Origin of the sequence: Bordetella sp. FB-8, assembly GCF_000382185.1 — a bacterium.
Lineage (GTDB): Bacteria > Pseudomonadota > Gammaproteobacteria > Burkholderiales > Burkholderiaceae_B > Bordetella.
In genome coordinates this window covers 487,685-507,660 of the sequence record NZ_KB907784.1, presented here as the reverse complement: position 1 = coordinate 507,660, position 19,976 = coordinate 487,685, and the positions used below count along the sequence as shown (strand labels likewise).

Annotated in this window: 20 protein-coding genes and 1 pseudogene; 12 read left to right on the top strand and 9 right to left on the bottom strand. The window is 63.6% G+C overall.

Annotated elements, in window-relative coordinates; translation table 11 throughout:
- Position 1 precedes the first annotated feature (1 nt).
- From H143_RS0102510 to H143_RS0102500, 3 genes are read left to right on the top strand one after another with little or no spacing between them, the layout of a single operon-like run.
- Positions 2–631: a VTT domain-containing protein gene (locus H143_RS0102510; protein ID WP_019936647.1), complete on the top strand. Its 630-nt coding sequence runs from the start codon at positions 2–4 to the stop codon at positions 629–631.
- Between the two features lie 22 nt (positions 632–653).
- Entirely contained in the window at positions 654–2,405 is a 1,752-nt protein-coding gene (locus H143_RS19825; protein ID WP_019936646.1) for a bifunctional diguanylate cyclase/phosphodiesterase, read from the top strand.
- Entirely contained in the window at positions 2,405–3,856 is a 1,452-nt protein-coding gene (locus H143_RS0102500) for an HDOD domain-containing protein (RefSeq protein ID WP_033365336.1), read from the top strand. The genes H143_RS19825 and H143_RS0102500 overlap by 1 nt, the downstream gene beginning before the upstream one ends.
- A gap of 94 nt (positions 3,857–3,950) precedes the next feature.
- Here the strand turns inward: H143_RS0102500 and H143_RS19820 are convergent.
- From H143_RS19820 to H143_RS0102485, 3 genes and pseudogenes are all read right to left on the bottom strand, one after another.
- Positions 3,951–4,409 (bottom strand): annotated as a pseudogene (locus H143_RS19820) (IS4 family transposase); the annotation flags it as partial.
- A 190-nt stretch (positions 4,410–4,599) separates the two neighbouring features.
- Positions 4,600–5,982: an N-acetylmuramoyl-L-alanine amidase gene (locus H143_RS0102490; RefSeq protein ID WP_026349646.1), complete on the bottom strand. Its 1,383-nt coding sequence runs from the start codon at positions 5,980–5,982 to the stop codon at positions 4,600–4,602.
- Positions 5,928–6,449 (bottom strand): bifunctional alanine racemase/tRNA (adenosine(37)-N6)-threonylcarbamoyltransferase complex ATPase subunit type 1 TsaE, encoded by a 522-nt coding sequence (locus tag H143_RS0102485; protein WP_019936642.1) that lies wholly within the window; start codon positions 6,447–6,449, stop codon positions 5,928–5,930. Before H143_RS0102485 ends, H143_RS0102490 begins: the two co-directional genes overlap by 55 nt.
- Before the next feature lie 81 nt (positions 6,450–6,530).
- On the opposite strand from H143_RS0102485, the gene fumC reads away from it, so the two are divergent.
- Together fumC and H143_RS0102475 are read left to right on the top strand one after the other, a co-directional pair.
- On the top strand, positions 6,531–7,931 hold the full coding sequence (fumC, locus tag H143_RS0102480) for a class II fumarate hydratase (protein ID WP_019936641.1): 1,401 nt from the start codon (positions 6,531–6,533) through the stop codon (positions 7,929–7,931).
- A gap of 208 nt (positions 7,932–8,139) precedes the next feature.
- The gene (locus tag H143_RS0102475) at positions 8,140–9,132 is read left to right on the top strand and encodes a tripartite tricarboxylate transporter substrate binding protein BugE (protein WP_019936640.1); all 993 of its coding nucleotides are present in this window, start codon (positions 8,140–8,142) and stop codon (positions 9,130–9,132) included.
- Here H143_RS0102475 and H143_RS0102470 read toward each other — a convergent pair.
- Positions 9,119–9,994, bottom strand: coding sequence for a LysR family transcriptional regulator (locus tag H143_RS0102470; RefSeq protein ID WP_019936639.1), 876 nt, complete (start codon positions 9,992–9,994; stop codon positions 9,119–9,121). The genes H143_RS0102475 and H143_RS0102470 overlap by 14 nt on opposite strands.
- Before the next feature lie 248 nt (positions 9,995–10,242).
- Between H143_RS0102470 and H143_RS0102465 the strand changes: the two genes are divergently transcribed.
- Positions 10,243–10,536: a hypothetical protein gene (locus H143_RS0102465; protein WP_026349645.1), complete on the top strand. Its 294-nt coding sequence runs from the start codon at positions 10,243–10,245 to the stop codon at positions 10,534–10,536.
- 25 nt (positions 10,537–10,561) lie between these two features.
- On the opposite strand, the gene H143_RS0102460 is transcribed toward H143_RS0102465, so the two are convergent.
- The 3 genes from H143_RS0102460 to H143_RS0102450 are packed head-to-tail and all read right to left on the bottom strand — an operon-like array spanning position 10,562 to position 12,272.
- On the bottom strand, positions 10,562–10,765 hold the full coding sequence (locus H143_RS0102460) for a hypothetical protein (RefSeq protein WP_155803303.1): 204 nt from the start codon (positions 10,763–10,765) through the stop codon (positions 10,562–10,564).
- A 45-nt stretch (positions 10,766–10,810) separates the two neighbouring features.
- On the bottom strand, positions 10,811–11,608 hold the full coding sequence (locus H143_RS0102455) for an IclR family transcriptional regulator (protein WP_019936636.1): 798 nt from the start codon (positions 11,606–11,608) through the stop codon (positions 10,811–10,813).
- A gap of 25 nt (positions 11,609–11,633) precedes the next feature.
- Positions 11,634–12,272, bottom strand: a complete 639-nt coding sequence (locus H143_RS0102450) for a flavin reductase family protein (RefSeq protein WP_019936635.1) — start codon at positions 12,270–12,272, stop codon at positions 11,634–11,636.
- A gap of 242 nt (positions 12,273–12,514) precedes the next feature.
- On the opposite strand from H143_RS0102450, the gene H143_RS0102445 reads away from it, so the two are divergent.
- From H143_RS0102445 to hpaH, 5 genes are read left to right on the top strand one after another with little or no spacing between them, the layout of a single operon-like run.
- Positions 12,515–13,489, top strand: a complete 975-nt coding sequence (locus H143_RS0102445) for a tripartite tricarboxylate transporter substrate binding protein (protein ID WP_019936634.1) — start codon at positions 12,515–12,517, stop codon at positions 13,487–13,489.
- A 38-nt stretch (positions 13,490–13,527) separates the two neighbouring features.
- The gene (locus H143_RS0102440; RefSeq protein ID WP_019936633.1) at positions 13,528–13,923 is read left to right on the top strand and encodes a RidA family protein; all 396 of its coding nucleotides are present in this window, start codon (positions 13,528–13,530) and stop codon (positions 13,921–13,923) included.
- Positions 13,920–14,792, top strand: coding sequence for an amidohydrolase (locus tag H143_RS0102435; RefSeq protein WP_019936632.1), 873 nt, complete (start codon positions 13,920–13,922; stop codon positions 14,790–14,792). Before H143_RS0102440 ends, H143_RS0102435 begins: the two co-directional genes overlap by 4 nt.
- On the top strand, positions 14,789–15,676 hold the full coding sequence (locus H143_RS0102430) for a fumarylacetoacetate hydrolase family protein (protein ID WP_019936631.1): 888 nt from the start codon (positions 14,789–14,791) through the stop codon (positions 15,674–15,676). The genes H143_RS0102435 and H143_RS0102430 overlap by 4 nt, the downstream gene beginning before the upstream one ends.
- Positions 15,666–16,448 carry a 2-oxo-hept-4-ene-1,7-dioate hydratase gene (gene hpaH / locus H143_RS0102425; protein ID WP_019936630.1) on the top strand — a complete coding sequence of 261 codons (783 nt, stop codon included), beginning with the start codon at positions 15,666–15,668 and terminating at the stop codon, positions 16,446–16,448. Before H143_RS0102430 ends, hpaH begins: the two co-directional genes overlap by 11 nt.
- Before the next feature lie 63 nt (positions 16,449–16,511).
- On the opposite strand, the gene H143_RS0102420 is transcribed toward hpaH, so the two are convergent.
- Positions 16,512–17,828 carry an Nramp family divalent metal transporter gene (locus H143_RS0102420; protein WP_019936629.1) on the bottom strand — a complete coding sequence of 439 codons (1,317 nt, stop codon included), beginning with the start codon at positions 17,826–17,828 and terminating at the stop codon, positions 16,512–16,514.
- Between H143_RS0102420 and H143_RS21895 the strand changes: the two genes are divergently transcribed.
- Positions 17,767–18,486 carry an N-acetyltransferase family protein gene (locus H143_RS21895; RefSeq protein ID WP_369751159.1) on the top strand — a complete coding sequence of 240 codons (720 nt, stop codon included), beginning with the start codon at positions 17,767–17,769 and terminating at the stop codon, positions 18,484–18,486. The genes H143_RS0102420 and H143_RS21895 overlap by 62 nt on opposite strands.
- A gap of 407 nt (positions 18,487–18,893) precedes the next feature.
- Here the strand turns inward: H143_RS21895 and H143_RS0102410 are convergent, their stop codons facing one another.
- Positions 18,894–19,769, bottom strand: coding sequence for a lipid A biosynthesis lauroyl acyltransferase (locus H143_RS0102410; RefSeq protein WP_019936627.1), 876 nt, complete (start codon positions 19,767–19,769; stop codon positions 18,894–18,896).
- Positions 19,770–19,976: the final 207 nt, after the last annotated feature.

Sequence of the window (19,976 nt, the reverse complement as noted above, 5' to 3'; positions counted from 1 at the left end):
TATGGCTGATTTGCTGAACATGATTCTGCACATCGACCAGACGCTAGGCGTTTGGGTTAACCAGTACGGCGCCTGGGTCTATTTGGTGTTGTTCCTGATCGTGTTTGCTGAAACGGGCTTGATCGTAATGCCGTTTCTGCCTGGGGATTCCTTGCTTTTCATCGCTGGCGCATTCGGTGCCGCGGGCAGCATGAACGTGGGGCTCGTGACCGTGCTGCTGCTGCTTGCCGCCATCCTGGGCAATACGGTGAATTTTCTCATCGGGCGCACGATCGGCAAGCGGGTCTATACGGCCGACTGGCGCTTCCTGGACCGCAATGCGCTGATGCGCACGCATGTTTTCTATGAAAAACACGGCGGCAAGGCTCTGGTGTTGGCGCGTTTCATTCCAGTGGTTCGCGCCTTCGCGCCGTTCGTGGCGGGCGTGGCCGAAATGTCCTTTGCGCGCTTCCAGGTCTTCAATGTGGCTGGCGCGCTGCTGTGGGTGCTGTTGCTGGTGCTGGCGGGGTATTTCTTCGGTAACATTCCCTTCATCAAAGTGCATTTGAATACCATCGTGTTGGTTGGCTTGGCCGCCGCGGCGGTGCCCGTGGGTCTGGGCGTACTGGTCAAACTGGCTCGAAGGAAATGAGATGAGCCCGGCTTCGAGGCCCATGGCATCAACCGCCGAAAAGACACTGCCGAAACTGAAGGACGACCAGCTCGCGGTCATCGTCGCGCATAGTCCCGCTTTCGTCGTCCATATCGACTCGAGCACGCGCCTGCTGGCGGCCGCCGCATCCGCTGCCAGCCTGCTCGGCTATCCCGCCGCCTATCTGGCCCAGGTACGCCTGGGCGACCTGGTCATGCCCGAGCATGCGGGCGAGCTCCAGGAACTCGTGAACCGCGTGCTGTCGACGGGCGAACCGCAGAAAGGGGTGCTCCCGTTTCTGCTGGCCGAGGAAGGCTGCTGCTGGCTCGATCTGCTCGTGCAGTTGGCGGCCAACGCCGACGGCGACCAAGAACCGCGCTTCGATGTGTTCGGCTACGACGTCACGCTCTGGGTGAAAACGGAGCGTCAGCTGCGCGACGAGTCCCGCCGCGATCCGTTGACCGGCATGTCCAACCGCGCGCACCTGCGCGAGTGGATGATCGAGTCCATCGATAATGACATGGTGTCGGGCAAGGCTTTCGCCGTGATGATGCTGGACCTGGACGGTTTCAAGCGCATCAACGACTCCTTGGGCCACGATATAGGCGATGCCTTGCTGCACGCGGTCGGCAAGCGCCTGAAGGCCCAGTTGCATAAAGACGACGTGTTCGCCCGGCTGGGCGCGGACGAGTTCGTTCTTGTGGCAGGCGAACTGGACGCAGCCGATGCGTGGGATCGCCTGGCGGCGCGCATCATTGCGGCGATGCAGCGGCCGTTTTCGGTGGCCGGCCAGCAGCTGCGCGTGACGGTCAGCATCGGCATCGCCCTTTACCCGGAAGACGGACTCAAGAGCAGCCAGCTTCTCAAGCACGCCGACCTGGCGATGTACAGCGCCAAGGAGCGCGGCAAGAACCAATTCGTGTTCTATTCGCCGGATTTCGAGAAAGTGAAGGCGGAGGCATTCTCGCTGGAGCAGGACATGCTCTCGGGTATCAGGACGGGGGAGTTCGAGCTGTACTACCAGCCCATCGTCGATGCCCGTACCCGCGAAGTGCTCGCGGCCGAGGCGCTGATGCGCTGGAATCATCCCCATGGCCAGAGGCCGCCGACGGCGTTCATCCCGCTGGCCGAGGACAACGGCCTGATCAATCTGCTGGGCAGCTGGGCGCTGCGCATGGTGTGCGCGCAACTGGCCCGCTGGGATGCGCGCGGGATTTCGCTCGCCTACGTCGGGGTCAACGTCTCCCCGGTTCAATTCCAGAACCCGGCGTTCTCGCAATCGGTGATGAGCGCGGTGCGGGAGTCGGGCATCGATCCGGGCCGCCTCGTCCTGGAGATCACCGAAGGCACGCTGATCAAGAATCCGGAGCAGACCGAAGCCATCCTGTCCCGGCTGCACGCATTCGGCGTGCGGTTTGCCATCGACGATTTCGGCACCGGCTATTCGAACCTGTCGTACTTGCGACGATTTCCGATTTCCGAGATCAAGATCGACCGTAGTTTCGTGAGCGACATCCTGGAATCGGGCCATGATCGCGCGATCGTCTCGGCGATGCTGTCGCTCGCCCGCGAGCTCGATCTTTCCGTCGTCGCGGAAGGCGTCGAGACCGAAGAGCAGCTTGCGATTCTGGTCGAGCGCGACTGTCAGTACATCCAGGGCTGGTTGTTCTCGAAGGCCCTGCCGCCGGAAAATTTCGAACATTTCGCCGCAAATCAGGAAGTGATCTCGCCCAAAGGACGAGGCCGTGGCTCTTCCCTCTTCCGAATCTTCTGATGACCAGAAAAAAAACAGTCATCGATAAGTTGTGGAAGCGGATGAGCGTGCGCGGGGATGTTCCTTCCTTGCAGCATTCGGCCGAGCACATCATACGTTCGCTGCAGGACGAACAGGCCAGCGTGACCGATCTGACGTCGCTGGTGCTGTCCGATTTCGCCTTTTCGCAAAAGGTTTTGCGCCTTGCCAATTCGGCGATGTACCGCACGATGGGCGGCGATGTCACGACGGTGTCGCGCGCCATCATGGTGCTGGGCGTGGACACGGTGGAATACCTGGGACTCAGTCTGCAGCTGTTGAATCAGTTCCAGAGCGCAGCGGGTAGCCGCGAGGATGCGCGCGAGGTGATCGTGCGCGCCCAGATGGCAGCCGAATTCACGCGAAAAATGACGATCGCGCACGGCACGCAACCTTCCGAGGAGGCTGTGCTCTGCACCTTGATGTACCAGCTCTCGCGCCTCTTGGTGGTGCTCTATCTGGAAGACGAGTGGGCGCGGGTCCAGGCCAAGCTGGCGGCCGATCCCTCCTTGTCCGAGAGCGATGCCTGCCGGCAGATTCTGGGTGCCACTCTGGAGGAAATCGCGCAAGAGGCTGCGCAGCAGTGGAACCTGCCCAACGAGATCCGCAATTGCATGCAGGCCGACCTGCCCGATCTCGATGCGTCGACGCCGCAATCCCACGGCGAATGGCTGGGAGCGGTTGCGGCGCTGTCTTCCCGCGTCGTGTCGATGATGGAGGTCGACGCCAGCGATGAAGAGATATCCCTCTTCGTTCTGCAATATACCGAGAATTTGGCCCTGGATCCGATCATCGTGCAGGAGGCGCTCGAGCAGACGCAGGCGCTGAAGCTGGAGATCGACTCGGACAACGAAATACCGGTGGCCTCGGTGAGCGAACCGGAATTCGACAGGCCGCAGGACGCGGTCGCCAGGCTGGAGGCCGCGCTCGAGGAAATCCGCGAGAAGGCGCCTGGCCTGGGCACGACCGCGCTCACCCCCTGGGTCGTGGAAAGCATCATGAACGCGCTGAACCTGAAGACAGGGTTCATGATGTTGCTGCATCCGGGATCCCGCCGCTACATCGCCCGGTTCGGATTCGGGCCGGGCATACGCGAGCGTCTGGATAAGTTCTCCTTCGACGCGGGATTCGTGCCGGACATCTTCCATCTGGTGGTGACCAAAAAAGAACCCACGCTCTGGCTCGACGTCAAGAGGCCGAGCGTCAGCCACCGCATGCCGGCCTGGTTCACGACCGAATTCCCCAATGCGCGCTCGGTGTTGTTGGTGCCGGTGCATCTGCAGGGCAAGTGCATCGCGATGATGTGCGGTTCCTGGGGCGAAATGCCGTGCTCACGGGAACTGAGCCTGGGCGAAATCCAGGTCTTGTCCGCGCTCGCGGGCGAGATATCGGGCAGCTTCGAGCGGGCCATGGCGACCCGCTCCTCCTTCTAGTGTTAACAGGTCTTAGGGCGAATGGCACTTACTTTAGCGTGACCGAGGAGCCTGCCGGAGTTTTTGGAGGCACTCGCGAGCGACCGAGCGCTGTGAATGCTTGATACTGCTGGCGCGTCATCCAGGCCGGACGGCTTGCCGGTTTGGACCAGGTCACCAGGTGATCGCGTTTACCCAGCGACTTGCCCTGTCGGAAGTCAGTGTGCCGGCATCCGTGCTGCGCCATGACGATATCGACCCCCGCGGCAATCATCGTGGCAATCAACCAGTAGTTGCAGTAAAGCGCATCGGCCAGCATCACATCATGTCGACAGAACGTCGATTGCAACTCGCGAAACAGGGCCAACTCACCTGTGCCTTTGCCCGCGTAGGGGCCCACGGCCGCCTGCACACCAGCACCGGTGGCCAAGCAAATGACCGCCACCAGATTGACCAAGGGAAAGCCCACGCCTGAACCCTGAGAGTTCGGCTGGGGGAAGCGGGCTTGGTTGGACGGCGTATCGGGCATCGAAATCCCCGTGCCATCGACCCGCTTGACCGAACGTCTTCGCCAGTAACCGCCCGTTCTCACACTCATGCCCGGTGTGCCAGACTGAGCTCATCGGTCAACCTCAGCAACTCCTCGCCGGCCAGGAGGTTGAAAAAATCTACCGCCTCTGTCGCTGCAGCACGGCCTCGGATACGACTTCCAGTAAGTGCCATTCGCCTTAGGGCCGATTGACGGCCCCGGGTCTGTCGGCGCCTCAGGTCGCGTCGGCCACGGTTCGCGCCAGCGGCGGATGGCTGGTGAAGTAACGGTTGATGCCCTCCATGAGCGCCTGCGCGACCTGTTCCCGGTAGACGGACGTGCGCAGCTTCGCTTCTTCTTCGGGGTTGCTGATGAACGCGGATTCGACCAGCACGGAGGGAATGTCGGGCGCCTTGAGCACGGCGAACCCCGCCTGTTCGACCTGATGGCTGTGCAGGCGGTTGATCTTGGCCAGTTCGCCCAGAAAGACCGAGCCCAGCTTGAGCGAATCGTTGATCTGCGCGGTGGTGGACAGATCGAGCAGCACCCGGGCGACCTGGGCGTCGTGCGCGCCCAGATTGACGCCGCCGATGAGGTCCGAACTGTTTTCGCGGTTGGCCATCCAGCGGGCCTGCGCGCTGGACGCGCCGTGTTCGGACAGGGCGAAGACCGACGAACCCCGTGCCGAGGGCTTGATGAAGGCGTCGGCGTGGATGGAGACGAACAGGTCGGCGCCGGCACGCCGGGCCTTTTCCACGCGCACGTTCAGCGGTACGAAGAAGTCGCTGTCGCGCGTCAGGTAGGCGCGCATATTGGGCTGGCTGTTGATCATCGACTTGAGGCGGTCGGCGATATGCAGCACCACAATTTTCTCGTACAGGCCGCTCTTGCCGATGGCGCCGGGATCCTCGCCGCCGTGGCCGGGGTCCACCGCGATGGTCAGCATGCGCTTGCGCCCGGGGCGCGAGGTCATCGGCGGCTCGTCCAGGGCGACGGACGGCAGGACCGGATCGCGTGGAGCCGTCTGGCCCCGGACCAAAGGGACCGGCGCGGCTTCGCCGTTCTGCTGTTCGCTGCGCGCGATCTGATCGAGCACGTGCGCCAGCGGATCGTCGACGTCGGGGCCGGCCTGCTTGCCGTTCAGCACGGCCAGCAGCGGGTCCTGCGCAACCTTGGGATAGAGGTCCAGCACCAGGCGGTATTGATAGTCGGCCACCGGTTTGAGCGTGAAGACCTGCGGCGCCACGGGCTGCTTCAGGTCGAACACCAGGCGCACGACATTGGGGCGGTTCTGCGCGACGCGCAGGCTCTTGATGTAGGGGTCGTTGGGGCGGACTTCGGAAATCAGCTTGTCGAGCGCGTGGCTGGCTGTCAAGCCATCGATGTCGACCACCAGGCGGTCCGGGTGTTCGAGCGTGAAATGCTGGGTTTTGAGCTCGCTATCGAGTTCGAGCGTGACACGTGTGTAGGCGTCGGCGGGCCAGGTGCGTACCGCCAGGAGCGTGGCGGCCTGCGCCAGGCCAGGCACCACGGGCAGCACCAGCAACGCCGTGCCGGCGCTGATCAACCGGCGGCGGGTGGCGTTGATGGGGGCGACAGAGCAAGCGCGTTCAACCATGATAGACCTCGGGCAGTGTGGGCTGCGAGGGTTGCATCACGACCAGGCTCCGCATAGGACAGGTAAATCAGCAGATCGGGCGGGGGCAGCAGGCTGCCAGCCCGCTCCGGCCATTCGATCAAAACTACCGCATCCTCGCGCAGCAAATCGCGAAACCCTGCATCCAGCCATTCGCGCGAATCGCTAAATCTATAAAAATCAAAGTGATACAAGTATAAGTTAGAAATTTTATAGGATTCAAGCAGGGCATAGCTAGGACTTTTGATCCGGCCTTTGATACCGCATGCGCGCAACAGTGCCCGGGCAAAGGCGGTTTTGCCCGCGCCCAGGTCACCCTGCAGGTGAATGCGGCCCCCGGCCGGCAGTCCGGCCGCGCCGCTGACCAGGGGGGCCAGCCGGCCGGCCAGCGCATCGGTGGCGGCTTCGTCGGGCAGGCGCAGGGAGCGCAGGGCGAGCGGTTCGGTCATCGGAGTTCAGGGCCTTGGGGTGTAAAACAGAAGATGCGCCCGCGATTATAGGGAGCGGCCGCGTGCTTACCGGAGAACATCATGACTACAGGCAAGACCCGCGTCGAACACGACACCTTCGGTCCCATCGAGGTCCCCCAGGAGCATCTCTGGGGCGCGCAGACCCAGCGTTCCCTGCATTTCTTCGCCATCTCGACCGAGAAAATGCCGGTGGCCCTGGTGACGGCAATGGCGCGGCTCAAGTGCGCGGCAGCCCGGGTCAATGCCCAGCTGGGCGAACTCGACCCGGCGATCGCCGATGCCATCGCGCGCGCGGCGGACGAAGTCATCGCCGGCCAATGGCCGAACGAATTTCCGCTGTCGGTCTGGCAGACCGGCTCGGGCACGCAGAGCAATATGAACATGAACGAGGTGCTGGCCAACCGCGCCTCGGAACTGCTGGGCGGCGAGCGCGGCGAGGCGCGCAAGGTCCATCCCAATGATCACGTCAATCGCGGCCAGTCGTCCAACGACACCTTTCCCACGGCCATGCACGTGGCGGCCGCGCTCGAAGTGGAGCGTCACCTGCTGCCGGCGCTCAAGGCCCTGGCTGCGACGCTGGCGGCCAAGAGCCATGCCTACTACGGCATCGTGAAGATAGGCCGCACGCATTTGCAGGACGCCACGCCACTCACGCTGGGGCAGGAGCTGTCCGGCTACGTGGCTCAGCTGGACCTGGCCGAGCAGCAGATCCGCGCCACGCTACCGGGCCTGCATCAGTTGGCCATCGGCGGCACGGCCGTGGGCACCGGCCTGAACGCGCATCCCGAGTTCAGCGCGCGCGTGGCCGGGGAACTGGCGCGCGACACCGGCGTCTCTTTTGCGTCCGCGCCCAATAAATTCCAGGCGCTGGCTTCGCACGAGGCCCTGCTGTTCGCGCACGGCGCCTTGAAGACGCTGGCCGCGGGACTGATGAAGATCGCCAACGACGTGCGCTGGCTGGCCAGCGGCCCGCGCTCGGGCCTGGGCGAGATCGGCATTCCCGAGAACGAACCGGGCAGCTCCATCATGCCGGGCAAGGTCAACCCCACGCAATGCGAGGCGGTCACCATGCTGGCCGCGCAGGTCCTGGGCAACGACGTGGCCATCAATATCGGCGGGGCCAGCGGCAATTTCGAGCTCAACGTCTACAAGCCGCTCCTGATCCACAATTTCCTGCAGTCGGTGCGGCTGCTGGCCGACGGCATGGCCAGCTTCGATCATCATTGCGCCGCCGGCATCGAGCCCAACCGCGAACGCATCGCCGAGCTGGTCGAGCGCTCGTTGATGCTGGTGACCGCGCTCAATCCGCACATTGGCTACGACAAGGCTGCGCAGATCGCCAAGAAGGCGCACAAGGAGCACACCTCGCTCAAAGAGGCGGCGCTGGCGCTGGGCTATCTGACTGCGCAAGAGTTCGACCGCTGGGTTGTGCCGGCCGACATGACCTGCGCGGGGCATTGAGCTGCCGCGGCGCGGCGAGCGCAAGCAGATGCGAGAGGGCTTCTGCGCTACGTGTTTAAAGAGGTTTGCTGCTATTCTCGGACACAGGACACCCGTCGCTTCGCGAGGGCGCGGGCCTTGTCCTTGAGTAAGCCATTTGAGCAAACCACTTAAAACACGCGGCATGTGCGGTCCTTGATGGATCCGCATGACCGCATCGGAGATATCCATGATCAAAGTTCGTCCCCTGGTCCCCGCTTTGGCGCTGACCGGCGCCGCCGCATTGCTGGCCGGCATCGCCACCCCGGCTCACGCCGCCTATCCCGAGCATTCCATCCGCGTCATCGTGCCGTTCGCGGCGGGCGGTTCCACCGACATCATCGCGCGCCTGGTCACGCAGCGCATGGCCGCTGAACTGGGCCAGGCGATGGTGGTCGAGAACAAGGGCGGCGCGGGCGGCGCGGTAGGCGCAGCCGAGGCGGCGCGCGCCGCGCCGGACGGCTACGTGCTGTCGATCGCCACCGTGTCGACCATGGCGGTCAACCCCGCCTGCCGTCCGCGCGATCTGCCCTACGATCCGATCAAGGATTTCCAGCCGGTCACCAATTTCGCCAACACGGCCAATATCGTGACGGTCAATCCCAAGAAAATGCCCGTCAAGGACTTCAAGGAATTCCTCGATCTGATCAAGAAAAATCCCGGCAAGTTCTCCTATGCCAGCTCCGGCACCTGCGGCGTGCTGCACCTGATGGGCGAGTCCTTCAAGATGGCCACGGGTGCCGACATCGTGCACGTGCCCTACAAGGGCTCGGGGCCGGCCGTGTCCGATACCGTGGCCGGCCACGTCGACATGGACTTCGACAATCTGCCCTCGTCCATGCCCCAGGTCCTGGCGGGCAACCTGCGCGCCATGGCCATCGCCTGGCCCCGGCGCATCCCCGCCATCAAGGACGTGCCGACCTTCAAGGAACTGGGCTACCCGGTGCTCAACCAGCCCGTCTGGTACGGCCTGCTGGCGCCCAAGGGCACGCCCATGGACATCGTCGAAAAACTGCGCAATGCCGCCGTGGTCGCCCTGAGGGATCCGAAGATCGTCAAGGCGCTGGACGAGCAGGGCTCGGCGCCGTCGGGCAATACGCCGCAGGCGTTCGCCAAGGAGATCCAGGAGCAGTACGACTGGGCCAGGGACGTGGTGGCCAGGCAGCACATCAAGATGGATTGACGCAGGCCTCGCGCAGCGCGGCGATCAGTTCGTGGTGCAGTCCCGACATGGCGTCGTGGCCGCGCCGCATCACGCTGATCGGCACGCGCAGCGCGGGGGCGATGGGCCGCAGCCGCATGCCCGGGCGCAACATGGCGCGGGCGGTGATGGCGTCGACGATGGCTTGGCCGCAGCCCGCCTCGGCCAGAGCGCAGGCCACGTAGTGGGTCTGTACTTGCACGGACTGCGGTGCTTCCAGGTCCTGCGCGTCCAGGGCCATCTGCAGCAGCGCGCCCGCGGCATCGCGCGGATCGAGCATGATCAGCGCGTCCTGGCATAGCTGTTTCAGGCTGACCGGGCCTTCGCCCGGTTTTCTTCCCAGGTTCACCAGTTCGGTATGGCCGATCTCCTCGCGCACCAGGCCGGGGTAGTCGTGCGTGTCGAAGGTCACGGCCAGGTCCAGTTCGCGCGTGAGCAGGCCTTGCACCAGTTCCGCGCTGTGACGGGTCTGGATGTCGAAGGTCAGGCCGGGCCGGGTTTCGCGGCTGGCACGGATGACCCCCGGCAGCAGCCCCAGGCCCAGCGCGGGTGCGCAGCCCAGCCGCAGGTGGCCGTGCGGGCGCTCGCGCAGGCTCGCGGCCAACTTGCGCACGCCGTTCAGGTCCTGGCTCAGGCGGGCGATCTCGGGCGTGAGGATCTCGGCCTCGCGGGTGGCCACCAGCCGGCCCTTGACGCGCTCGAACAGCTTGAAGCCCAGATGCGCCTCGGCATTGGCCAGCAGCTTGCTGGCCGCAGGCTGCGTGATGTGCAGCGTGGCTGCGGCTTCGGTCAGGGAGCCGGTGCGGCGGATGGCTTCGAAGATTTCGATATGACGCAGGCGCATGAGCGTGCAGGGCGGACCGGGGTAAGCCTCGATTCTATGCTGGAGCCCGGATGATGTTGGGTGGTCGATATCGACCGGGAGGCGATCTTTACTGCCAAGGTGAAGCGCTGTGTGATCTTGATGCAGCAAGCCCACGGCTGTTTCGACAATTTTTCGGGATGCGATACTGCGCGTTCGAGACGGCCGGCGCCGCCTACCGCCTCGTAAGTCTCAATAAAGACAGAATCGTCAAGCCCGAGGAGGCGCCCATGATCCGCAAAACGGCCAACGCATCGAGACTTCAGGAAGAAGTCCGCAAGCGCCTGGATCGTCTGCCCGCGGTCGTCGAAGAGGGCGTGAAAATCAGCGTGCCGCGGCCCGCGCTCCTGGCCGAGCCGGACAAGACCGGCTGCAATTGGGCCATGACGCATTTGGGCAACGCGGCCGGTTTCGAGCGCGACATCGCGGCGGTGCTGCAGGCCGTGCAGCGCGAATACAACCTTGCGGATGCAGCGTCCGACCTGGCAAGCGCCGCGAACAAGCCTGGCAATCCGTTCGAGTAAAGCACGTCGAATATCTGGCGCCGCATCACCATCCGTACTCGTCGTTGCTCGCGCCCAGTTCCGGCGGCAGGCTGCGCAGTCCCCCCGGCGTGCGCGACAGCTTGATGGGCGTGCCCAGGCCCACGCATTCGCCTTCGCGCACGCGGCGCGATCGGTCAGCCAGGTGATCAGGCGGCAGACGGATACGGCGCCGCGGGTGAGTACGGTATTGCGCAGCATGCAGAGGCACTATGCGCCGCGCCGGGCGGGATCGAAATCCCGGCATTGAATTGCATCACGGCCGCCGCAGCTCGATTTCTTCATGACGCCGCGAAATGGCCTGGGCGGCGGCCCGCATGAGCGCCACCACGCGGCCGAGCTTGTCCGGCGCCAGCCGTTCGGCCATGGCGGTGACTGTCACTGCGCCAAGCGCCGAGCCACGCAGACCTGGGACGAGAACGGCCACTGCGCTGGTGCCTGGCATCAGTCCGATGGGAGCATGTGAGAAGCCCGCGGAACGCGCCTTGGCAACGCGTGCGGATATTTCCGCCGGATTTTCGCCCAGGACCGCCAGGCGCGCGGCATTGGCGGCCACCCGTGCCGCGCTTTCCTTCTCGGGCAGGCTGGCAAGCAAGGCCACACCGGAAACGCCGATGCCCAGCGGTCGGCGCACACCGACCTCGATCGATAGGACTTGAATAGAGTGATTTCCAGTACGCCGGCCTATGCAGATCGAATCGTGGCCGTGGCGTATGCTCAGAAACACTGTATCGCCGACCTGGTCCGCAAGTTCGGTGAGATAGGGGTCCGCCAATGTGAGCAGCGGAAAACGACGGGTGCGCGCCAGACCCAGCAAACTGATTTCCGGGCCGATGAGATAGCGCCGAGTATGCGGGTCCTGTTCGATGGCGCCTTCCAGGATCAGCGTCCTGAGCAGCCGGTGCACTGTCGGCCGGTTCAGGCCGGACATGCGCACCAGGTCAATCAGGCGCGCGCCACGTTCCTGGCTGCAGGCGACCAGGCGCAGGACGGCCATGGCGCGGCGTACGGTCTGGGCGCCGCCGGGAGCATCGTCGCCGATGGAATCGGTCATGAAGGAATTCCCGTAACGCGCCGCATCATTGGTCTGTGCGGCTGCCGGGCATCACCGATTTGGGCGTTTGCCTGACCGCCCGCTGGGTGATGATGCGCCCCAGGGTCGCGTAGTTGGGGCCGCCGATGCGGCAGACCGGGCGCAATTTTTCGGTATCGATCTTGCCATCCTGGGCCAGGCCGTCGCGTATATGGAAAACCAGCACTTCGCCGACGAAAAATTCCGCGCCGGTGTCGCCGTAGGGCGTAACGCTGTGAAGGCGGCATTCCATGCCGATGGGCGTGGCGGCCAGGCGCGGCGTGCCGATTGCTTCGCTGCGGACGACGTCAAGGCCCAGCAGCTCCGCCTCGCTGACCTCGGGCGGATACTCCTGCGCGCTCGCATGAATGGCATCGAGCAGGGTCTCGTCGCCCAGGTTCACCACGAAATGCCGACGCTCCAGGATATTGCGGGCGGTGTCCTTGCGCACGCCCGCCTTGCGGCCGATATTGACGCCCAACATGGGCGGCGTATTCGAGACAAAAGTAAAGCAGCTGAAGGGCGCCAGATTGACCTTGCCGCCCGGACCCAGGCTGCTAATCCAGGCGACGGGACGCGGCACGACGATGCCGCTCAAGAGTTTGTAGGTCTGTTCCGGAGTGAGCTCGGGCGCGGCGATACGCATAGGGAATAGGTCTTATCCAGACGTCCAGATATTGAACTTTTGAGAGAAACCGATGGCAGGCGAGGTCAACAAATCCCCGAGCCTATTTTCGGCGCTTGTCGAGTTGAATCGAAAGAGTGCCTGGCGACTAATCCCAATTTAAGTCCATATTCCGGACTTTTTCATGATTTTTGCGTTGTCGCCGCCGGCGCGAATTCCTAGAGTTCTCTGCACAAGACCGACACATTGGAGACGAGACCATCATGTTCAGCCGCTTTCTGATTAAAACGTGCGCCGCCGCCGCGCTTGTCAGCCTGACTACGCTGGCCCATGCCGCCTGGCCGGACAGACCGATCGACATCATCGTGCCCTATCCGCCGGGCGGCAATGTGGACGTGGCCGCCCGCCTCATCAGCCCCGGCCTGCAAGCCGCCTTGGGGCAACCGGTCATCATCGAGAACAGGGCCGGCGCGGGCGGCATGATCGCGGCCGAATTCGTCGCGCACGCCAACCCCGACGGCTACACGCTGTTCATGGCCGCCAACGGACCGCTGCTGTTCAGTCCGTTGATCTTCAATCGCCCCGACGCGTACAAATGGAAGCGGGATTTCGAACCGATCAGTTCGGTCTCTTTTACGCCGATGGTGCTGGAAACCAAGCTTTCCCTACCGGTAAAGTCCGTGGCCGATCTGATCGCACTGGCCAAGAAAGAACCGGGCAAACTGACCATGGCCTCGCCAGGGGCGGGAACGAGCAATCATCTGCTCAGCGAACTGCTGCAGCACATCACCGGCGCGCGCTGGATCACCGCGCAATACAAGGGCAATGCCCCCGCCACCAACGACCTGCTGGGCGGGCAGGTGGATTTTCAGTTCGACCAGGTTTCGGTGGCGGCGCCTTTCATCAAGGCCGGCAAGCTGCGCGCACTGGCCGTGACCACGGCCCACCGCGTGCCGCAATTGCCCGACGTGCCCACGTTCGCCCAGGCCGGCATACAAGGCATGGAGGCGTCGACTTTCACCGGTCTGCTGGCGCCCAAGGGTACGCCGCAGGAGGTCGTGGACAAGTTGAGCAAGGCGCTCATCGGAATTCTGAATCAGCCCGACATCGTCAAGCGCTTCGATGCGCTGGGCACCGAGGCGCGCGGCAGCACGCCACAGGCGTTTACCCGCTACCTAGCCTCCGAGGACGCTCGCTGGACGCCCATCATCAAGAGCGCGCACATCACCGCAAACTGAGTTTTCACTGCACGCCACGCATTTTCCGGAATCCACACATGAGTAGACGCAGCATTTACGCCGAAGGCTTCGGCCACAAGAACCCAATTCCTGCCGCCTGCCGTATCGGCAGCATGCTGTATTCGGGCAGCATCCAGGGCACCGATCCGGCCACGGGCGTCTATGGCGCATCGATAGAGCGCCAATGCGAACTGATGTTCGATCATGTGCGCCGCATCGTCGCAGCCGGTGGCGGATCGCTGGCCGACATCGTCAAGATGACGGTCTGGATGCGCGACCGCGAACAGCGCGCCGCGCTCAACGCCGCATGGCTGCGCGCCTTCCCCGACCCCGAGGATCGTCCGGCGCGCCACACCATGAAGGCGGACCTGGACGGCGACAAACTGATCGAATGCGATTTCATCGCCGTGCTGCAGGCCGGGAGCGCCGCGTGACCCAATATCAATCCTTTCAGCCCCATCCCAGCGTGCCGCGCACGCGGCTGCCCGCGGGCGCCTGCGACAGCCAGTTCCACGTCTTCGGCCCCGTCGATCGCTATCCGGTGCGTCCGGGCGCGGCATACGAAATGCCCAGCGCCACCATCGAGGTCGCCTTGAGGCTGCATCGCCTGCTGGGCATCGAGCGCGGCGTCATCGTGCAGGCCACAACGTACGGCGCCGATCACCAGGTGGTGCTGGACGGCCTGGCCGCCGCCGGCCCGAGCTATCGCGGCTGCGCCAACGCGGCCGTCCTGGCCGAGCGCGACGACGCCTACATTGCCAAGCTGCACGATGCCGGCGTGCGCGGCGCCCGCTATACCCGCCAAGGCCTTGGAATCAGTATGGAGCCGGCCGTTTTCCGGCGATCGATCGCACGTCTGCGCGAACTCGGCTGGTATGCCAAATTCCAGCCGGAACCGGACGGCATCCTGGCGCAGGCGCCGCAGTTCGAAGACCTGGACATTCCTGTGGTGATCGACCATATGGGCCGTGCCGATCCGGCCGCTGGCGAGAAAGATCCCAGCCGGCGCAAGCTGGTGGAGCTGCTCAAGCGCGGCAATGTCTGGGTGATGCTGTCCCTGACGGAAAAGCTGTCCAGAACCGGCGCCGGCTGGGACGATGTCGTGCCGCTGGCGCAGGCGATGATCGCAGCCAACCCCGACCGGGTGATTTGGGGCAGCGACTGGCCGCACCCTGTTTCGGTCAAGGCCACGCCCGATGAAGGCCGCTTGGTGGATCAGTTGGCGCGCTATGCGGGCGATGCCGGCACATTGAAGAAAATCCTGGTCGACAACCCCGCCTGCCTTTTTGGATTCGACCGATGAAACTGCTTTCCTTCGAACATCAGGGCCGCGAATGCTTCGGCCTGCTGCGCGGCGCCACCGATATCGTCGATCTGACCGGACTGGGATATGACAGTCTGCGCGCCGCGATCGCGGCTCAAGCGCTGCATGAGCTCGCGCGCCGTGCCGAAAACCTGCCCGCGGCCTTGCGCCTGGCAGACGTGAAACTGCGGCCGCCTATTCCCGTGCCCGGGAAAATCATCTGTGTCGGCGTGAACTACGGCAACCGCAATGAAGAATACAAGGACGGCAGCGTCGCGCCTTCCTACCCGAGTGTCTTCCCGCGTTTTCCGGCCTCCTTCGTCGGTCATGGACAAGCTGTGCTGCGTCCGCCCGAATCCGCGCAACTGGACTATGAAGGCGAGATCGCACTTGTCATCGGCCGGCGCGGCCGTCGTATCGCGGCGGCCGATGCCTGGTCCCACATCGCCGGCTTGACTTGCGCCAACGAGGGTACGGTGCGCGACTGGGTGCGCCATGGAAAATTCAACGTGACCCAGGGCAAGAATTTCGAGTCGAGCGGTTCGATGGGGCCATGGATGGTGACCGCCGACGCTTTCGATCCTGCCGCGCCCATGACGATCACTACCCGCGTCAACGGCGAACAGCGGCAGCACGATACGACCGCCCATCTCATGTTTGCGTTCGACGAACTGATCCGCTACATCTCGATCTGGACTGCGCTGGAGCCGGGCGACGTCATCCTCACCGGCACGCCGGTGGGCGCCGGCGTGCGCTTCACCCCGCCACGCTTTCTCGAACCTGGCGACCTCGTGGAGGTGGACGTGTCCGGCATCGGCACGTTGTCCAATCCCGTGGCCGATGAACCGGTTGCTACTGTCAGAGGAACGCCCCATGCTCAATGATCAGGACCGTGCCCGCGCCGCCGGGCTGATGCTGGAGGCCGAATTGACGGGTGTGCCGACCACGCAGTTGGCCCAGGTTTTTCCGGGAATGGAGATCGCCGATTCCTATGCCGTGCAGAAGCTCGTCATCGAGCGCAAGATCGCCCAGGGCGCCCGGTTGCGTGGGCATAAGATAGGCCTGACGTCCAAGGCCATGCAGAGCACCGTCGGAATCGACGAGCCAGACTATGGGCATCTACTCGATTCCATGTTCTTTCAGGACGGCCAGACCATTTCCACTGAAAAGCTCATCGTGCCGCGCGTGGAAGTCGAACTGGCCTTCGTGCTGGGCAAGGCGCTGCGCGGACCGGACGTCACGCTGTTCGATGTTCTGGATGCCACGGACTATGTCGTACCGGCGTTGGAGATCATCGACGGCCGCAGCAAATATCCCCGCACCCTGGTCGACAACATTGCAGACAATGCGGCCTGCGCCGGCATCGTGCTGGGAGGCCGGCCGGTGCGGCCGATGGACATCGATTTGCGCTGGGTGGGTGCCGTCCTGTTCAAGAACGGCGTCATCGAAGAATCCGGTGTGTCCGCGGCGGTGCTGGGACATCCGGCACTGGGCGTCGCCTGGCTGGCCAACAAGCTGGCGCTGCACGATACCGGCCTGGCGGCCGGGCACACCGTCCTGGCCGGCTCGTTCACCCGGACGGTGGCGGTGGGCCCGGGCGACACGCTGCATGCCGACTACGGCAGGCTGGGCTGCATCTCCGTCCATTTTTCATGATGAAGTGGCCGCTGGCGCGTGTCGTGCATTTGCCGGAACCGGAACCGGAACCGGAACCGGAACTCAGCCGCCGACGCTGGCAATCAACACTAGATTGATGCCGGTAATCACGGTGAACAGTCCCCAGGCAAGCACTTGCGTGCGCATTCCGATCGCATGCTCGCCCATCACCTTGCGGTCGCTGACCGAGCGGATCAGCGGCCACATCGCGAACGGCAGCTGCAGGCTGAGCAGCACTTGGCTCCAGACCAGCAGCTTGCCCACCGAATGATCGCCCAGCCAGAGCACGCCTAGGAGCGCCGGAACCAGCGCGAGTCCGCGCGTGATCAGGCGGCGCTGATAGCAGGGAATCTTGCGTTGCAGAAAGCCGTCCATGATCACCTGCCCCGCGATCGTGCCGGTCAGCGTGGAGCTCTGGCCCGAGGCCAGCAGCGCGATGCCGAACAGCAGGGCCGCCGCGCCGCCCGCGATCGGCGCGATCAGCTGGTAGGCCTGCTCGATGTCGGCCACGCCGGTGTGGCCGGACACATGAAAGACCGAGCCGGCCAGCACGAGAATCGCCGCATTGACGAAGGTGGCCAGCAGGAGCGACACCACGGTGTCGAGGCGGACCATCGCGAGCGTATCGCGGATCACGCCGCGCGCTCCGCCGACCACGTTGCGGGTCTGCACCACCGACGAGTGCAGGTAGAGGTTGTGCGGCATGATGGTCGCCCCGACGATGCCCAGCGCGAGCACCACCGCATCCTTGCGGTCGTGGCCTGGGTCGTTGGGCAGCAGCCCCTTGAACACGGCATGCCAGTCGGGCGACATCATCGCGCACTGCGCCACAAAGCAGGCGGCCATGGTGCCGATCAGCACCAGCACGATCGCCTCGATCTGGCGAAAGCCGCGTCCCTGCAGCCCGAGCACGATCAGCGTGTCCAGCGCCGTCAGCACGATGCCCCAAGGCAGCGTCAGGCCGAACAGCAGCTTGAAGGCCAGCGCGCAGCCCAACACCTCGGCAATATCGCAAGCAACGATGGACAGCTCGGCCGTGATCCATTGCACCATCCGCCCGAACCGGCCGTAGCGCTCGCAGCTGACCTGCGCGAGGTCCTTGCCGCAGGCCAGGCCCAGGCGCGCGGCCAGCATCTGCAGAAAGATGGCCGCCAGGCTCGACAGCGCCACGACCCACAGCAGCGCGTAGCCGAACTGCGACCCCGCCTGGATATCGGTCGCCCAGTTGCCCGGGTCCATATAGCCGATGGCGATCAGCAGGCCCGGTCCCAGGAAGCGCCTGAGCTTGGTCCAGCGCGAGGACGCGGCGTCGATCCGGATGCTGCCCTTGACCTCGGCGGGGCAGAAGGGGGCAGTGGCGGTGGTGGGAAGCCAAGACATGAAAGGTGCGCAAATAGTGAATTCTAATCTTGGCCTTCGCGCCGAGACTTCATTGCCTGTAATCATCGAGGATCGGACTGTTAAGGAGCAACAGCAAGCAGCTTGCTACACTTGCATTCCATCCGGATTTTCGGAACACAAAATGAAAGTTCCAGAGGTTTTGCTACGTGCTGCCTCGGCAGACGACAGCGCCGTCGTCGCCGCCTTGCACACGTCGAGTTGGCGCGACGCTTATCGCGCGCTCTTGCCCGCCCAATACCTGGGCGAGCGGGTTTCTCTGGACCACAGAACGCACTGGGACGCGCTCCTGTCCCGGCCGCCGAAAGAGCGCGGTCTTGTTCTCATCGCCGAGATCGATCAAAAGCCCGCCGGGTTCGTAAGTGCCGAAAAAGCCGCCAATCCGGCGTATGGCGCGCTGCTCAGCAGCCTTCACGTCATGGATGCTTTCCAGGGGCGCGGACTGGGAAGGCTCATGATTGAGGCTGTGCGCGCATGGGCGCGAGAGCAGGGCGAAACGAAAGTGCATCTCTACGCTTTGGAAGGAAATCACAAAGCGATCCGATTTTACGAAAGCAACGGCTGGAAATTCGCGGGCCTTGAATCCAGCCGCATTGGTGAGACGCCAGTCACAGACCGCCGATACGTCATTGAGGCATAAGCGTCGCGGGATGCAGGCAGAGGGAGTCTGCAATGCGTGGCCGCTTATCCCGACCTTGCCGATGTCTATGCGGCGCGCGCCGCGGTGTTCGCCGAGCGGATTCGCATCTTCGATCCTGATGCTGTCATACGACTTGCGCAAAGGCGTCGCGACGAAGCGGTCGGTTTGCTGAACCCCATGCAGGAGGCGCCGTGCCAGTACGACCTGAGCGAGGATCTCCATGCTCGTGACCCGGCGGACCAGGCCGCTCTTGCCGGTCAGGGCGCCAAGGCAGGCGAGGCGTTGATCGAAGTCGGCGTAGCGCATGGGGGGCGCGTTTTACTGTGCCCCGGGACGGGTTGGATAGCCAACAGGGACTCCTGTCGACCATGAAGCATCTTTCTTGGAGAATTTGCCGAACGACCCGCTCAATAGACCGGCGCCATGCCCGGTGGCCGATGCTTGAACCGCCGGTGCACCCAGTAATACTGCTCGGGAAATTTAACGATCTGTTCCTCAAGAAACGCATTCATGCGACGCGCGTCGTCTTCATCGCTCCCCGATGGGAAGTCCGCAAGGGGTTCGAAAATCGTCAACTTATATCCCTCGTAATTCGGAAGCACCTCGGTCACGAATGGAACGACCCTTGCGCGCCCCAGCCTGGCCAGACGTGAGACAGCCGTGAGCGTGCAGGCGGGAACGCCGAAAAACGGGACAAACACCGAGTTGTCGGCGCCTTGGTCCATATCCGCCGCCAGCATGACCGGTGTGCCGGAGCGCAGCAACTCCACGACCTTTCTGGCACTTGCCGCCCGCTCGATCATCTGTGTGCCGAATCTGCCGCGCTGCCGCTTGGCCAGGTCGCATAGCCCCTTGCTTGACATGCGTGTGAACAAAGAGGCGATGGGAGCGTGTGTGGAGTAAAGGATGCAGCCAATCTCAATGGCCACAAAATGAAAGCCCATAAAGATGGTCGGCAGATTTTTATCGGTGTCCAGATCGATTTTGCTCTCGACTTGCACGATATTGCGAATCGACTCCGCACTGCCGAACCACTGGATGCCGCGCTCGAGATAGCTGCGGACAACATGGCGAAAATGATCTCTTGCGAGTTTTTGAAGGTCGTGGTGCGTCTTCTCGGGAAAGCACAGGCGCAAGTTCACCAGGACAATGTGCTTGCGGCGGCTTGGAAGCGTATACAGCGCCGTGCCGACAACCATTCCGATGCGAGCGACAAGCTTGTAAGGAAGTACGGAAAGCGCGCGAAGCAACGCCACGACGAGCGCAAGGCTGATGCGTTGCAAGGTTGTTTCCTACGTGTAGTGGAGTGGCGGAAAGCGCAGTCAAATGCCAGGTAGGCGACCTTCGGCTCGTCGATGCTTCGCCGATATGTTTGCGCTTGAGATATCAACCGTGAACCATACAGACTCTGTATGACCATCAGGTTGCTGAGACGACCTTGCGTAGTGGCCGAGTATAGCGGACGGCCAAGGTTTGAACTGTCTTGACCG